Consider the following 14,840-nt stretch of genomic DNA (forward strand, 5'->3'; position numbering starts at 1 on the left):
GGATACGGATATGAACATTATTCAGCAGTATGAAGCTGCCGAAATCGCGCGTCTGACAGCTCAGCGCGCCGTGCCGGAATTTGCTGCGGGTGACACCGTTCGCGTTTCCGTTCGCGTTGTTGAAGGTGAACGCCAGCGTCTGCAGGCTTTTGAAGGTGTGGTGATTGCCCGCTCCAACAAGGGTCTGAACAGCAACTTCACCGTGCGCAAGATCTCCAATGGTGAAGGTGTGGAACGTGTGTTCCCGCTGTATGCGCCGACCATTGCTGAAATCAAGGTTGTGCGTCGTGGTAAAGTGCGTCGCGCGAAGCTGTACTACCTGCGTGGCCGTAGCGGTAAGTCTGCCCGTATTGCTGAACGTCCGCGTGACGTTGTGGCACCGGCTGCTGCTGCCAACTAAAAACAGGCTGACCAGCCTGCTGGCTGGTCTGACTTTTCAAAACCCGGTCGGGCCTGTGCCCGCCGGGTCTTTGCGATGCTGAGAAGATGAAGGCGCGGTTCTTTTCGTCTGTCAGATAGCTGTTTTGCCTTCCGTCCAGCATGCCGCGTCATGGCTGGATGAACACCACAGAAGCATAAGCCTTGCTCTGCTGGTTGTGGTATTGCAGATGCCTCTGCGCGAATCCGCACTGTTTCACGAAAGGGGAGGGCCATGGCGCCGCGTACGTTGTTCGACAAGATCTGGGACCACCATGTTGTCGAGACTCTGCCGGATGGCACCTCTATCCTTTATATTGACCGTCACCTCCTCCATGAAGTGACAAGCCCGCAGGCGTTTGAAGGCCTGCGTCTTGCTGGCCGCCGTCTGCGTCACCCGGAAATGACAGTTGCCGTTGTAGACCACAACGTGCCGACATCTGACCGCACGCAGCCGATTGAAGAGCCGGAAAGCCGCAATCAGATTGAAACGCTGGAACGGAACGTCAAGGAATTTGGCGTGCCGTATATTCCGCTGCTGTCCGCCAATCAGGGCATTGTGCATGTGGTCGGGCCGGAGCAGGGCATTTCCCTGCCGGGCATGACCATTGTGTGTGGGGACTCTCATACCTCTACCCATGGCGCCATGGGTGCGCTGGCCTTCGGGATCGGTACGTCCGAAGTTGAGCATGTCATGGCCACGCAGACCATTCTGCAGCGTCCCGCCAAGAACATGCGCGTGACTGTGGAAGGAACGCTGGGGGCCGGGGTTTCCGCCAAGGACGTCATGCTGGCCATTATCGGGCATATCGGCACGGCAGGCGGCACCGGGCATGTGATCGAGTTTGCCGGGTCTGCCATCCGCGGGCTGGACATGGCTGGCCGCATGACCATCTGCAACATGTCCATCGAGGCAGGGGCACGTGCAGGTCTGGTTGCGCCTGATGATGTGACGTTCGAGTATGTGCGCGGTCGTCCGTTTGCCCCCAAAGGGGACGATTTTGAAAAGGCCGTGGCGTATTGGCGCACGCTTTCTTCTGATGAAGGCGCGCATTTTGATACGGAAGTGACGCTGCGGGCGGAAGATATCGCACCCAGCCTGACATGGGGCACCAGCCCGGAAACCGTGCTGCCCATTACCGCCACTGTGCCGGACCCTGCTCAGGAACCAGACGAAGCCAAGCGTGTCCAGATGCAGCGCATGCTGGACTATATGGGGCTGGAAGCTGGGCAGAAAATTGCCGGAACACCGGTTGACGTTGTTTTCATCGGTTCCTGCACCAATAGCCGGATTGAAGACCTGCGCGCAGCCGCCGAAGTGGCTGCAGGCCGCAAGGTGGCGGACGGTGTGCGGGCCATGATTGTGCCCGGCTCTGGTCTGGTGAAGCTGCAGGCGGAAGAGGAAGGTCTGGACAAGATCTTCCTTGATGCCGGGTTTGAATGGCGTGAGGCCGGATGCTCCATGTGTCTGGGTATGAACCCTGACCGGCTGACGCCGGGCCAGCGGTGTGCCTCCACCTCCAACCGTAATTTTGAAGGGCGTCAGGGACCCGGTGGGCGGACGCATCTGCTCTCTCCCGCCATGGCGGCGGCCGCGGCTGTTACAGGCTGCCTGACGGATGTAAGGGAGCTGGCATAATGGATAAGTTCACGGTTCTGTCTGCTGTGGCTGCGGCACTGCCGGAAGCCAATATTGATACAGACAAGATCATCCCGGCCCGTTTCCTGAAAACCACGCGCCGCACGGGCCTTGGCAAACATGCGTTTGACAGCATGCGTTACCTGCCGGATGGCTCTGAAAATCCTGATTTTGTGTTGAACAAGCAGCCGTGGCGTCAGGCTGAAATTCTTGTCACGTATGACAATCTGGGTTGTGGTTCTTCACGCGAGCATGCGCCGTGGGCTCTGCTTGATTTTGGTATCCGTTGCGTTATTGCGCCCTCTTTTGCGGACATCTTTTTCAACAACTGCTTCAAGAACGGCATTCTGCCCATCCGTCTGCCGCGTGAGGTGTGTGATGCGCTGATGGCGGATGCCGCCATGGGCAGCAATGCAAAGCTGACGGTTGATCTGCCGCGTCAGGTTGTTATCCGTCCCGATGGGCAGGAAGTGCCGTTTGAGATTGATCCGTTCCGCAAGCATATGTTGCTGGAGGGGCTGGATGATATTGGTCAGACGCTTAAACATGAGGGTGAGATTGAAACCTTTGAAAGCAGCGTAGCCAAGGAACTGCCCTGGATGCCTAAAATTTCCTTCGATTGATGAGCTTGGAGAACCCCATGACTGCTCAGCCAGCCAAAAAGCTGCTTGTTCTGCCCGGAGACGGGATTGGCCCGGAAGTAATGCGCGAAGTCGGGCGCATCATCACATGGCTGGAAGAAAAGCGGGGACTCTCTTTCGAGATTACAGAAGATCTGGTGGGTGGGGCTTCTCTGGCCGAATACGGTGAGCCCATCCGTGATGAAGTGATTGAAAAAGCACGCGCTGCGGATGCCGTGCTGTTCGGTTCCGTGGGTGATCCGCGCTGGAACCATGTGGGTTTTGAAAAGCGCCCTGAACTGGCCATCCTCAAGCTGCGTCAGGAATTGGCCTTGTTCGCCAATCTGCGCCCCGCCAAGGTGTTTGATGCTCTGGTGGACGCCAGCACCCTTAAACCCGATGTGGTGCGCGGGCTGGATATCATGATCGTGCGTGAAACCGTGGGGGGTATTTACTTCGGTAACCCGCGCGGGATTGAAACCCTGCCTGATGGCAGCAAGCGTGGGATCAATACGGAAGTTTATACCACATCAGAAATTGAGCGCGTCGCCCGTGTAGCCTTTGATCTGGCCCGCAAGCGCTCTGGCCGTGTCTGTTCCGTTGAAAAATGCAACGTGATGGAAAGCGGCCTGTTGTGGAAAGAGGTCGTGACAGACCTGCATGCGCGTGAATATCAGGATGTGGAGCTTTCCCATATGCTGGCTGATAACTGCGCCATGCAGTTGGTGCGTAACCCGCGCCAGTTTGATGTGATTGTTACCGGCAACCTGTTTGGGGATCTGCTGTCTGATCTGGCTTCCATGCTGACCGGCAGCCTGGGCATGCTGCCCTCCGCCACGCTGGGCGCGCCGGGCGCTAATGGCAAAACACCTGCACTGTATGAACCCATCCACGGCAGTGCGCCAGATATCGCCGGGCAGGGCATTGCCAACCCGATTGCGCAGATCCTCTCCTTCGCCATGTTGCTGCGTTATTCCTTTGATCTGCAGGAAGAAGGGCAGTTGATTGAAGATGCTGTCTCCAACGTACTGGCCAGCGGCCTGCGTACGGCGGACATCATGAGCGAAGGTATGGCCCGCGTTGGCACGTCCGTTATGGGTGAAGCCATTGTGCGTGAACTGGACAAGTTCCAGAAATAAAAGCGTTTGCTTTCCGGATATCACTCTGGAAGCATGAAAAAACGGAAGGATAAAATGCCTTCCGTTTTCTATTCTCCCCTCTTTGTGTCATGGCCGCAGGGAGGGTGCAGAACGGGAAGGCCAAGACAAATTGTCTTCTTTCCGATACAAAATAAAACCCGTTGAAATGTGACAGCAGAATAAGAGGACAGTCTTGATGCGTCTTGGACGTTGGATACTGACATGCGCGGCATCAGCGCTTGTTATGGCAGGGGCAGCAAGTCACGGGGTTGCTCAAACTGACGGGATGGGAAAAGACGCCTCTTTTCTGAATGACATTCACGGAGCAAAGGCTCTGGCCTGGGTCAGGGCGCAGAACCATCACACAACGTCAACTCTTGAAAAAGACAAGCGTTATCAAGGGTTCTATAAAAATACGCTATCAGTTCTGCAGGCGTCAGACCGCCTTGCCATGCCGGAGATTCTGGGCGGAGATATCTGGAATTTCTGGCAGGACGCACATCATCCTCATGGATTGTGGCGGATGACCAGTCGGTCTTCCTATCTGACAAAGCAGCCAAAATGGCAGACCCGGCTGGATGTGGATGCTCTGGCAGCCAAGGAGCACATGAACTGGGTTTTTGAAGGGGCAGACTGCCTCGCCCCGGAAGATGAGCATTGTCTGGTAACGCTCTCTAACGGGGGCGAGGATGCCAACACCCTGCGCGAGTTCAATACAAAGACAGGGCAGTTTGTGCCCAACGGTTTTGTTTTTTCACGTTCCAAGCAGACGGCGGCGTGGGTTGATCAGGATACGATCCTGCTGGCGCGGGATTGGGATGGTAAAGGCACGACCCTCACGCCGTCCGGTTATCCGTTTGTTGTGAAGAAGATGGTGCGCGGTGGCCCAGAAGGGCAGGCTGTTGAACTGTACCGGGGTGAGAAATCAGACATGATTGTCTCACCCATGGTGCTGACGGACGGAGACGGCCATAAACTGGTTATAATCCAGCGCAACGTGACGTTTTTTGAAACCCATTATGCGGTGGTTGAAGGCGATAAACTGCGTTGGCTCGCCGTGCCCGCCAAAAGTGAAATTCATGGTCTGCTGAAGGGGCGTCTTGTTTTGTCCGTTCAGGAAGACTGGCATCCTCAGGGCTTGCCCGTGGTGCCAGCGGGCAGTCTGGTCTCTATAGACCCGGCAGCGCCGGAGAGCGGTGTGGAAGTTATTTTTACCCCCGGGCCGTCCCAATCCATTGATGAAGTGGGGGTGACCAAAAATACGGTTCTGGTCAGTCTGTTTGATAACGTGCGCGGTCGCGCCATGCGCTTTACGGAAATGCAGCCGGGGCGTCCATGGAATGGTGAGGCGCTGGATCTGCCAGACATGACCTCCATTCATATCGTGACGACAGATCATGCCTCAGATACCGCGTATCTGAGCGTGGAGGGATATCTTGAGCCCCAACAACTCTGGCTGGTGGATGAGACAACGGCTCCCCGTAAGGTGAAGGCAGCACCTGCGCGCTTCAATACGGCGGGCCTGACCACGGAGCAGTTCTGGGCGAAGTCCACAGATGGAACACGTATTCCTTATTTCGTGGTGCACAGAAAGAACATGAAACTGAATGGGGCCAACCCCACGCTGCTGACAGCATATGGTGGTTTTCAGGTGTCTTATACGCCCACCTATGCGCCGGAAATCGGCAAGCTGTGGTTGGAGCGCGGCGGTGTGTATGTTGTCGCCAATATCCGTGGCGGGGGGGAGTTTGGACCTGCTTGGCATGAAGCTGGCCGTAAATCAGGCAGACAGAACGTTTATGATGATTTTGCCGCAGTGGGGCAGGATCTGGTTTCACGGAAAATAACCACGCCGCGTCACCTCGGTATTCGGGGGCGTTCTAATGGTGGTTTGCTGGCGGGTGTGCAGATGGTGCAGCATCCGGATATGTGGAACGCGGTGATTATTGGTGTACCGCTTCTGGATATGGAACATTTTGAAACCATGTCCGCCGGGGCATCGTGGGCGGATGAATATGGGTCCATGTCCGTTCCTGCGGAGGCAGCTTTTCTTAAAAAGATATCACCCGTGCAGCATCTCAAGGCTGAGGTGACTTACCCCACACCATTTATTTTTACGGCCACGAGTGATGACAGGGTGGGGCCGGTTCATGCCCGCCGGTTTGCGGCACGGCTGGAAGCTCTAGGCAAGCCGTTCTTCTATTATGAAGATATTGAGGGCGGTCATTCCGGTACAGTCAATGCGCCGGAAGTGGCCCATGAGCGTGCGTTGGAAGCCGTCTATCTGTCTCATCGGCTGATGGATGCCCACTGAGCGGTCTGACAACCGGCCCCGTCTTCCAAGGGGCCGGTTTGACGCAGTGGGGCAGAGAGGGTTTGCTGCATAAAGAAAAGGCCGGGCACCTTGCGGTGCACCGGCCTTTTTCTGGCGTATGAAGCGGAAGCTTAGAAGCCTTCGCGTTCCAGACGCTTGCGTTCCATTTTGCGAGCGCGGCGCACGGCCTCAGCAGACTCACGGGCTTTACGCTCGGACGGCTTTTCAAAATGACGACGCAGCTTCATTTCACGGAAGATCCCTTCGCGCTGCATTTTCTTTTTGAGTGCCTTGAGAGCCTGATCGACATTGTTGTCACGGACGAGAACGTGCACTTGGCCACTAACCCCTGTTTCAGAAAACCCGGATAACCCCGGTTTTGAAGTGATATGAAAAAAGAACCGATCCAGCACCAGCGCGCTGCCGATTCCTCTATTGGCGGCGTCTATAGCACGGGCTGATGCAAATACACAATTCGTTCTTGCTTCTTGCCAACAAACTCTTGTGACACAGTTCTTTCAGAAAGGGAGTGTGGAATGGCTGTACTGAAAATTGCCCGGATGGGGCATCCTGTGTTGCTGAAAAAGGCGGAGGAGGTGGCGGATGGCACCGCGCCAGATATTCAGCGCCTTATTGATGATATGATAGAAACACTGGCTGATGCTGGCGGTGTAGGGCTGGCCGCACCACAAGTTCATGTTTCGAAAAGGCTTTTTCTCTATTCTGTTCCGGAAAGTCGGAGCGAAGGAGTGGACGATCCTGCCCTGGATGTGCAGGTGATCATCAATCCTGAGCTTGAACCGGTGGATGAAGAGATGATTCCGCGGTTTGAAGGATGCCTGTCCATTCCCGGATGGCGGGGCGAAGTGCCGCGTTACAAGCGGGTCCGCTATGCTGGTTACGACAGAACAGGAAATCGCGTGGAGGGTGTGGCCTCCGGATTCCGGGCGCATGTCATGCAGCATGAAATGGACCATCTGAACGGGATTCTCTATCCCATGCGGATGACGGATCTTGGCAAGTTGGGTTTTGAGGCCGAAATGGCGCGATATGGAGTGCGGGCATGAGCGGGTGGAGCGGGAAAGTGCAGCAGGCAGTGTCTCTGGCGGTCGCCGGGCTTGCAACGAGCAGCATGCCGGCGGCGATAGAACGGGATCCTGTGCGTGATACGGCCCTGAAAAAACTCGCCTCCGTTGCCGGAGAGCGGGGCTGGAGTCTGGCGGTACTGCGGGATGTCGCCGGGCCAGAGGCTGACCTGCTTTTCCCCGGTGGGCCTGTGGAAATGGTAGAGGCTTGGTCTGACCTGTGTGACCGGGACATGATTGCCGCCATGGCGGATACCGAGGAGCCTCGCCTCAGTCAGCGTGTCAAACAGGCACTTCTGCTGCGGTTACCCGTTGATCCGGCCATGCGGAGTGGGGCGAAAACAGGTTTTGGTGTTCTGGCTGCGCCATGCGGTCGGGGTGCGCTTCGCCGTTCCCTGATGCGCACAGTGAATGCCATCTGGCAGGCGGCGCAGGACGACTCGTCGGGCATGACTTACATGACCAAGCGGATCACTCTGGGCACGGTATATGGCGCGACGCTTCTCTACTGGCTCTCCTGTGGACAAAATGAGGCCGATCTGGCGGCGTTTGTTGAACGGCGTCTGGCCGGTGTGCTGCGGCTGGGCCGCCTGAAGGCGCGTCTGACCGGGGGCCTTCAGCCCGTCAGACAGCCCGAGCCTTATGCGACATCAGCCTGACAGACGAGCAGGAACAGCGGGATGAGCGGGTATCGTCCGAGTGATGACGCCGGGGCAGGACTCCTTTTTCTCAGGGAAGAACAGATTCGGCTGGCCCAGACCATGATGTTGTTGGCCGGACGGGACATGGCGCAGGCCATGGAACCGATTCTGGCGGAGCAGTCGCTGGGGAAGGCGCATTATCGGGTGTTGCAGGTGCTGGCTTTCAGCCCCGGTCTTTCTGTCAGCCGTCTGCAGGAAATTCTTGGCGTGACCAAGCAAAGCCTCGGGCGCACCCTGGGGGAACTGACCGAGCGGGGATATCTGGAAAGCGAGTCCTGCATGCGGGACAGACGGCAGAAGCTTTTACGCCTGAGCAAAGAGGGCCAGAGTGTGGAGGCGCGTCTGTTTGCCGTGGTGCGCCATCGGCTGGTTGCTGCGTATCGGGAAGCGGGTGGCGCTGCGGTGGAGGGCTTCCGCCGTGTCATGTGGGGGATGTTGTCAGACAGCAGCCGCGCAGTAGTGGCGGAAGACGCCGCCGGACGAAAGAAGGGACGCCATGGTTCATAATCTGCACGACGACATGATGCTGGAAGAAGGCATGGCACCGCATGTTATTGTGGTGGATGATGATCCTCGTCTGCGGCGGCTCTTGCAACGTTATCTGTCTGAGCATGGGTTCCGTATCAGCGTGGCGGCCAATGCGGCCGAGGCACGGCAGGCGCTGGGGGGCATTCAGCCTGACGCCATGGTGCTGGATGTGACCATGCCCGGAGAAAACGGGCTGGAGTTGACCCGCGCGCTGCGGGACACGGGGCAGGAATTTCCCATTCTGCTGCTGACAGCCCGCGGGGAGCCGGCGGACCGTATTACCGGGCTTGAAGCCGGTGCGGACGATTATCTGGGGAAGCCGTTTGAGCCACGTGAACTGCTTTTGCGGCTCAAGGCCCATCTGCGGCGTCTGGCGCCCGCACCGGCAGCAGACAATTTGCGGATCATTCGGCTGGGAGATCTGGAGTTTGACCCCATGCGCGCACTTCTTTCCGGGCCAGAGGGGAATATTCATCTGACTGGGGGAGAAGCGGCTCTTCTCTCTGTCCTGGCGCGGCGTCCCAACGAGGTTTTTACCCGCGAGGAAATAGCCAAGGCCCTTGATATGGCAGAAATTGGAGAGCGCGCCGTGGATGTGCAGGTTACGCGGCTGCGTCGCCGTATCGAGCCAGACCCGCGTGAGCCCCGCTTCCTCCATACCATTCGCGGGCGCGGATATGTGCTGAAGCCGGGTATTCAATAAGCCAGATGAACCGCAGAAGGCTCAGGCTGTTTCCGTCACGGATATGGAAATCCCGTCGGGTGGAGAAATCCATGCGGCGGGTTCTGCCGCGCTCCCTGCTTGGGCGGTCTTTGCTGATTGTCTTCATTCCGCTGCTTGTGACGCAGGCAATCTCCCTTGAACTGTTTTACGGAAACTTTCTCAAGGTTGTGTCTCGCCGTCTATCAGACAGTGTCAGTTCCGAAATTGTACTTTCTCTCAATGCGTTGGAGCGGTTGCACAAACAAAGCGACAAGGAATGGTTTGTCGAACAGGCGCGTGATCACCTGCAGCTGGTGGAAACCTGGCACGCGGGAGCCAAGCTGCGGCGGGTTGGCTTCAACCATGTGCTTGGGCCAATGGATGAAGATCTGGCCCACGCACTGGAAAATGCAATCGATCACCCATTTTTTGTAAACTGGCGGAGTGATCCGCATACCGTGAAAATTTCCATCCAGTTGAGCGATGGCGTGCTGGAGGTGGAAGCGCCCCGCAAACGGCTGGATATGGGGCAGATCTGGTTGTTTGTGGCATGGGCTTTAGGCAGTTCTCTGCTGCTGTTTATCATTGCCAGCCTGTTCATGCGTAATCAGGTGCGGGCCATCAGGCGGCTGGCGCATGCGGCCGAACAATTTGGTCTGGGGCGGGATATCGGGCCCATCAAACCGGAAGGGGCGCAGGAAGTGCGTAAGGCTTCCGTAGCCTTCAACCGCATGCAGGACCGGATCTTCCGATTTGTGTCTCAACGGACAGGTGTTCTGGCAGGTGTATCGCACGATCTACGCACACCGTTGACCCGCATTCGTCTCTCATTAGCCATGATGCCACGCACAGGGGTGGTGAAGGCAGAAGATCTGCGCGGGGATGTGGATGACATGATCGGTGATGTGGTTGAAATGGAACACATGATCGACAGTTATCTGGCGTTTGCGCGGGGTGAGGGCGCTGAAACGCCGCTTCTGGTGGAATTTGCACCCTTCATGGAAGACGTTGTGACAGCAGCCCGACGCACAGGCGCGCGGGTAAGCGCCGTCAGTGTGCAGAAGGATTTGCAGGTCATGATACGCCCGGATGCCCTGCGGCGTGCATTGACCAACCTGTTGGACAATGCACGCAGGCATGGTGGCGCAATAACCATAACAGCCCGGGCGGTCGCTGAAGGCGCTTGCATTTTAGTAGATGATGATGGCCCAGGTATCAGCCCGGAACGACGGGAAGCCGTTTTCCGGGCTTTTGAAAGTGGCCGAGGTGGCGGAACCGGGCTGGGGCTGACCATCTCCCGTGACATCGTACGGGCGCATGGCGGAGAGATGGAGCTGGATGTCTCCCCATCAGGCGGGCTGAGAGTGCGTATCCTTTTGCCCTGAGAGAATTCTCTTCATTCGTTTCAGGACGTTTGGCCCGTTCCGACGCATGGCGTTGTCGCAGATCAGGTTAAGAGGGTGCTTCGTCTCTCCTGTTTGAAGAGCCGGTGATTTCAGCGTTGTTTTAAGCCTACTCAAGACCCACATAGAGAGATGTGACGCCAAAAGGCAGATTTCCAAAGACTAACATGGCGGCTGAAGGAGAACGAGCGAACGCTTTCACGCAACCATGGAGCGGCTAAACCAGTCCGGTAAGTCTTTTAAATCGCTACTCTTAGAGCGTGTTGCCTGAGCCAAAATGACCGGGGCCGCTGTTGTTGCCCATCATGCCAGTGCCCGATGTGCTGCCGCCGCCCATCATGTTCTGCATGGGGTTGTAGCGGCCTACGTTACCAAGAATCTGCTGCAGGATATTGATGCTGGTGCCAGGGGTGGGTGTGACCTGACTAATCATGGCAACAGGCCGGGCATCCCGGCGGCTGAGTGTCCGCAGGCTTTCCAGTGTGCCGTTGCCGCCGAACTTGAGAACAACAACCTGCTGCTTCTTGATGCCCGGAAAATCTATGGGGCGCAGATAGGTGGCCATGGAAATATAAATCCATGTGTTGTCGTCAAAGGCTCCCTTGGTCGTGGCGGAGCCGAGAAGATCGACCGCGTCAGCCCGTGTGCTCGTGCCAGGAATGAGCTGATTGTAATCATCAGCTTCAATCAGGGAGCCACGGGGGATAGGGGTGGGGCGGAACACATTGCAGCCAGAAAGAACGCACAGGGCTGCCAGCAACCCGCACTTTGCGCGGACATTGGCAATTTTTCTTGAGCGTTGCGGCATCATGTCAGTAAAGCACCCCGGTTTGTGCAGTCACTCTAACGTGTCGAGACAAAAAAAGACAGGGCTGCCCACACGCAGACACCTGCTTCTGTCGGATGCCCGAACAGGCGGAGGGCGTCAATTCCTGAATTCCGTCATGGAGCTGTTTTGCAGGAAAACCATATGTTCCGCCCTTACGGCACGCAGGGTTTGTGATAGGGCTGTGAGTGTCTGTTCCTTGCAAATACGGCGGTAGCAGCATGTTTGGATTAAACATCACAGATGTCTTTGTTTCAGGAGGCTCCCATGGCCGCTAAACCGGAATTTTCCCGCCTGACGGCCGTACGCCGAATCGCGCCAGGAGGGCTGAACGTAACGGTTGAGGCAACGCCAGAGGAATGCAGGCAGATTGCTGTGCGTCTTGGATTGCCTGAAGTCAGCATGTTGCGGTGCAAATATCACCTGACAGCCACCGGACGAGACTGCGTTACGGCTCATGGTGCGCTGGCGGCGCGTTTCAAGCAGACCTGTGTGGTGACTCTTGAACCGTTTGAGGACGTGATGGCAGGCTCTTTTGAGGTGCAGTTCGTGCCTGCGGAAGATTTTGAAGAAAGTGCCGAGCCTGATCTGGAAGCGATTGATGAAATTCCTTATGAAGGAGACTCCATTGATCTTGGAGAAGCGGCTGTAGAGCAGTTTGCTCTGGATCTGGAGCCTTATCCTCACGCACCGGATGCGGTTCTGCCCCCCGGACTTGTGATCACTGAGGAAGAGGCGGAGAAACGGGCGCAGGAAGAGGCGCGTGCCAGAGGAAACACGCCATTTTCCGCGCTTGAACAGTTGCGCCGTAAAGATAGCTGACCTGTTGGGGGCGGATTTCTTGCAGTGTTGCTTGCGAAAGGGGCAGCTCTCTGCTAGAGCCCGCCCTCAATCTGGTGATTAACCTGTTTTGTCTTGCTGGCGGCATGGCCTGAGTGTTGTGACGCCGGTGGTCTTTAGATCTGTTTGGAGGGGCTCGGGCCCATGGCTGTACCCAAAAGAAAAACCTCGCCTTCACGTCGTGGCATGCGTCGCAGCCATGAAGCCCTGCGTGTGGAGGCCTATGCTGAATGCTCCAACTGTGGTGAGCTGAAGCGTCCGCACAACATTTGCAGCCACTGTGGTCATTATGATGGCCGTGAAGTGATTGCTGCGGGCAAAGCGCTGAAAGTCGCTGTGCGCGCCTGAAAATGAAAGTGCTCGTCTCTCCCTGAGGAGAGAGGGCACAATGCGGGGGTAAGGCATCTGCAGCATGGCAGAGAAGCAGGCATGAGCAAGAAAGAGAGTCCAGATATTTCCATTTCAGAACAGAGTGAGGTGTTCAGCCTTGCTGTTGATGGAATGGGAGGCGATGGAGCTCCTGATGTGGTTGTCGCTGGGCTTGCTATAGCTGCTGATCGTCATCCCGGCATGCGGGTGCTGCTGACAGGAGATGAAGCAAAGCTTCGTCCACTTTTGGCCAAGCACCCAAAGGCTGAGTCCATCTGCACCATCTGGCATACGGATGAGGCCGTGCCGATGGACATGAAGCCAACCGCCGCCTTGCGCGTGCGGAAGTCTTCCATGCGTCTTGGTATGGATGCTGTGGCAAGCGGTCGGGCCAGAGGCGTTGTTTCCGCTGGTAACAGCGGGGCCATGCTGGCATTGGCCAAGATTGTGGTCAAAACCATGCCCGGCATTTCCCGTCCTGCCATGGCGGCCATCAGCCCCACAATCAAAGGCGACGTGGTCATGCTTGACCTCGGTGCTAATGTGGCGTGCGACTGGCGTAATCTGGTGGAATTTGCGGTGATGGGGGAAGCCTTTGCAAAGGCTGTTCTTGGTCTCCCCGCTCCACGGATCGGTCTCCTCAATATCGGTTCAGAGGAACTTAAAGGCGACGAGAAGCTGCGTATCGCTTCTGAAGTCCTGCGGGAAAGCCCGCTGGCGTCCCAGTTCCATGGCTTTATTGAAGGCCACGATATTACAGCCGGCACGACGGATGTTGTGGTGACGGACGGCTTTACAGGAAATGTCGCGCTGAAAACGGGGAAGGGGTGCTGAAGATGGCAACCTCCCTTCTGCGCCAGGTTTTCAGCCGCGGTATTATCGCCAAGATTGGTTATCTTCTGGTTCGGCCCGGCCTTGAGCGGATGAAAGAGTGGCTTGATCCCCGCCGCTATAACGGAGCCGTGTTTGTTGGTCTGAACGGCGTGGTTGTAAAATCCCACGGCGGCACAGATGCGGAAGGCTTTGCCGCCGCAGTTGATGTTGCCATGGATATGGTCACCCACGGCTTCAATGATGGTATTCGCGAGCGTCTGACCCATATGGGGGCGCTTCTATCCCACCAGCAGGCTTCCATGGAACGTGAACCCGCCGTGACGGCGTCCTGACAGGATAGAATAGCACAGCATTGATGCCCGTGTGGTAGCCGGTGCTGGATAATGAAAGAGCAGAGATGGCGAGACGTTCGCTTCTGGTAGGGTTTGGTGGGTTCCTGCCAGATCGTGTCGTGACTAACGATGAACTGGCAGCCCAGCTTGATACATCCGATGACTGGATCAAAACCCGCACTGGCATAACCCGGCGTCATATTGCGGGGCCGAATGATACGGCAACCAGTATGGGGGCTCAGGCGGCCCGTCGTGCTCTGGATTATGCAGGCCTGACTCCGGCAGATATTGATGCGGTCATTGTTGGAACGTCCACGCCTGATCAGGCTTTCCCGGCTACGGCAGTCAGAATTCAGGCCGAACTGGGCATGCAGCAGGGATTCGGGTTTGACCTCGCGGCAGCCTGCTCCGGATTTATTTTTGCTCTTTCAACAGCAGATGCGTTTATACGCAGCGGCCAGGCCCGCAATGTGCTGGTGATTGGCAGCGAGGTTTATTCCCGTATTGTCGATTGGTCAGACCGCGGAACGTGTGTGCTGTTTGGCGATGGCGCCGGGGCAGTCGTTTTGTCTGGCACTGATGAGCCCGGTGAGGCTGGTCTCCTTTCTACCCATCTGCATTCTGATGGGACCGCAGGGGATCTGTTGTATGTGGACGGCGCCGTGGGCCGCCGGGAAATGAGCGGGTATCTAAAAATGAGCGGGCGGGATGTGTTCCGTCACGCCGTGGCCAAGCTTTCTTCTTCAGTGGACGAAGCATTGAAAGCCGAAGGGCTGGAATATGGCGATGTCTCCTGGCTGGTGCCGCATCAGGCCAATATCCGTATCATCGAAGGGGTGGCCAAAAAGCTGAACCTTCCGCCAGAACGGGTGGTGATTACGGTTGACCGTCATGCCAATACGTCCGCGGCCTCGATTCCGCTGGCGTTGGATGAAGCCGTAAGGGACGGGCGTATCCAGAAAGGCGATCTGGTGTTGATGGAAGCCTTGGGTGGCGGCCTCACATGGGGGTCTGCTCTGGCTCGTTTCTAGTTTTTGATCAGGGAAGGAGGAGTCGTCGTTCAGTTTGAATTGACGAGGTCCGCCAACAT

The 14,840-nt window shown here is 56.9% G+C and carries 15 protein-coding genes and 1 pseudogene; 14 read left to right on the plus strand and 2 right to left on the minus strand.

Going from position 1 to position 14,840, the window contains the following annotated elements; all coding sequences use genetic code 11:
• The first annotated feature begins 10 nt into the window (after window positions 1-10).
• The 5 genes from rplS (at window position 11) to ASN_RS13840 (ending at window position 6,129) form a co-directional block, all read left to right on the plus strand.
• Window positions 11-400, plus strand: coding sequence for a 50S ribosomal protein L19 (gene rplS, locus ASN_RS13820; protein ID WP_006557529.1), 390 nt, complete (start codon window positions 11-13; stop codon window positions 398-400).
• A 252-nt stretch (window positions 401-652) separates the two neighbouring features.
• Window positions 653-2,056 (plus strand): 3-isopropylmalate dehydratase large subunit, encoded by a 1,404-nt coding sequence (gene leuC / locus ASN_RS13825; RefSeq protein WP_058988517.1) that lies wholly within the window; start codon window positions 653-655, stop codon window positions 2,054-2,056.
• The gene (gene leuD / locus ASN_RS13830; RefSeq protein WP_006557527.1) at window positions 2,056-2,679 is read left to right on the plus strand and encodes a 3-isopropylmalate dehydratase small subunit; all 624 of its coding nucleotides are present in this window, start codon (window positions 2,056-2,058) and stop codon (window positions 2,677-2,679) included. The genes leuC and leuD overlap by 1 nt, the downstream gene beginning before the upstream one ends.
• Window positions 2,680-2,696: 17 nt before the next feature.
• Window positions 2,697-3,815, plus strand: coding sequence for a 3-isopropylmalate dehydrogenase (gene leuB / locus ASN_RS13835; protein ID WP_035380933.1), 1,119 nt, complete (start codon window positions 2,697-2,699; stop codon window positions 3,813-3,815).
• Window positions 3,816-4,011: 196 nt separating this feature from the next.
• Window positions 4,012-6,129, plus strand: coding sequence for a prolyl oligopeptidase family serine peptidase (locus tag ASN_RS13840; protein WP_231948243.1), 2,118 nt, complete (start codon window positions 4,012-4,014; stop codon window positions 6,127-6,129).
• Between the two features lie 131 nt (window positions 6,130-6,260).
• Here ASN_RS13840 and rpsU read toward each other — a convergent pair whose 3' ends face one another.
• On the minus strand, window positions 6,261-6,464 hold the full coding sequence (gene rpsU, locus ASN_RS13845) for a 30S ribosomal protein S21 (protein WP_006557524.1): 204 nt from the start codon (window positions 6,462-6,464) through the stop codon (window positions 6,261-6,263).
• A 201-nt stretch (window positions 6,465-6,665) separates the two neighbouring features.
• On the opposite strand from rpsU, the gene def reads away from it, so the two are divergent.
• From def to ASN_RS13870, 5 genes are read left to right on the plus strand one after another with little or no spacing between them, the layout of a single operon-like run.
• On the plus strand, window positions 6,666-7,196 hold the full coding sequence (def, locus tag ASN_RS13850; protein WP_058988519.1) for a peptide deformylase: 531 nt from the start codon (window positions 6,666-6,668) through the stop codon (window positions 7,194-7,196).
• Window positions 7,193-7,873 (plus strand): ubiquinone biosynthesis protein COQ9, encoded by a 681-nt coding sequence (locus tag ASN_RS13855; protein ID WP_058988520.1) that lies wholly within the window; start codon window positions 7,193-7,195, stop codon window positions 7,871-7,873. Before def ends, ASN_RS13855 begins: the two co-directional genes overlap by 4 nt.
• 21 nt (window positions 7,874-7,894) lie before the next feature.
• Window positions 7,895-8,422, plus strand: coding sequence for a MarR family winged helix-turn-helix transcriptional regulator (locus ASN_RS13860; RefSeq protein ID WP_006557521.1), 528 nt, complete (start codon window positions 7,895-7,897; stop codon window positions 8,420-8,422).
• Entirely contained in the window at window positions 8,412-9,146 is a 735-nt protein-coding gene (locus tag ASN_RS13865) for a response regulator (protein WP_006557520.1), read from the plus strand. The genes ASN_RS13860 and ASN_RS13865 overlap by 11 nt, the downstream gene beginning before the upstream one ends.
• 5 nt (window positions 9,147-9,151) lie before the next feature.
• Entirely contained in the window at window positions 9,152-10,531 is a 1,380-nt protein-coding gene (locus tag ASN_RS13870) for an ATP-binding protein (RefSeq protein ID WP_058988521.1), read from the plus strand.
• Window positions 10,532-10,802: 271 nt separating this feature from the next.
• On the opposite strand, the gene ASN_RS13875 is transcribed toward ASN_RS13870, so the two are convergent.
• Window positions 10,803-11,360 (minus strand): outer membrane protein assembly factor BamE, encoded by a 558-nt coding sequence (locus ASN_RS13875; protein WP_058988522.1) that lies wholly within the window; start codon window positions 11,358-11,360, stop codon window positions 10,803-10,805.
• A gap of 282 nt (window positions 11,361-11,642) precedes the next feature.
• Here ASN_RS13875 and ASN_RS13880 point away from each other — a divergent pair, with 282 nt between their 5' ends.
• The 4 genes and pseudogenes from ASN_RS13880 (at window position 11,643) to ASN_RS13895 (ending at window position 14,781) form a co-directional block, all read left to right on the plus strand.
• On the plus strand, window positions 11,643-12,197 hold the full coding sequence (locus ASN_RS13880; RefSeq protein ID WP_058988523.1) for a DUF177 domain-containing protein: 555 nt from the start codon (window positions 11,643-11,645) through the stop codon (window positions 12,195-12,197).
• Between the two features lie 162 nt (window positions 12,198-12,359).
• Window positions 12,360-12,563, plus strand: coding sequence for a 50S ribosomal protein L32 (gene rpmF, locus ASN_RS13885; protein ID WP_035380917.1), 204 nt, complete (start codon window positions 12,360-12,362; stop codon window positions 12,561-12,563).
• 81 nt (window positions 12,564-12,644) lie between these two features.
• Window positions 12,645-13,750 (plus strand): annotated as a pseudogene (gene plsX, locus ASN_RS13890) (phosphate acyltransferase PlsX).
• Window positions 13,751-13,815: 65 nt separating this feature from the next.
• The gene (locus ASN_RS13895; RefSeq protein WP_058988524.1) at window positions 13,816-14,781 is read left to right on the plus strand and encodes a beta-ketoacyl-ACP synthase III; all 966 of its coding nucleotides are present in this window, start codon (window positions 13,816-13,818) and stop codon (window positions 14,779-14,781) included.
• Window positions 14,782-14,840: the final 59 nt, after the last annotated feature.

Source organism: Acetobacter senegalensis (assembly GCF_001499615.1).
Taxonomy (GTDB): Bacteria; Pseudomonadota; Alphaproteobacteria; order Acetobacterales; family Acetobacteraceae; genus Acetobacter; species Acetobacter senegalensis.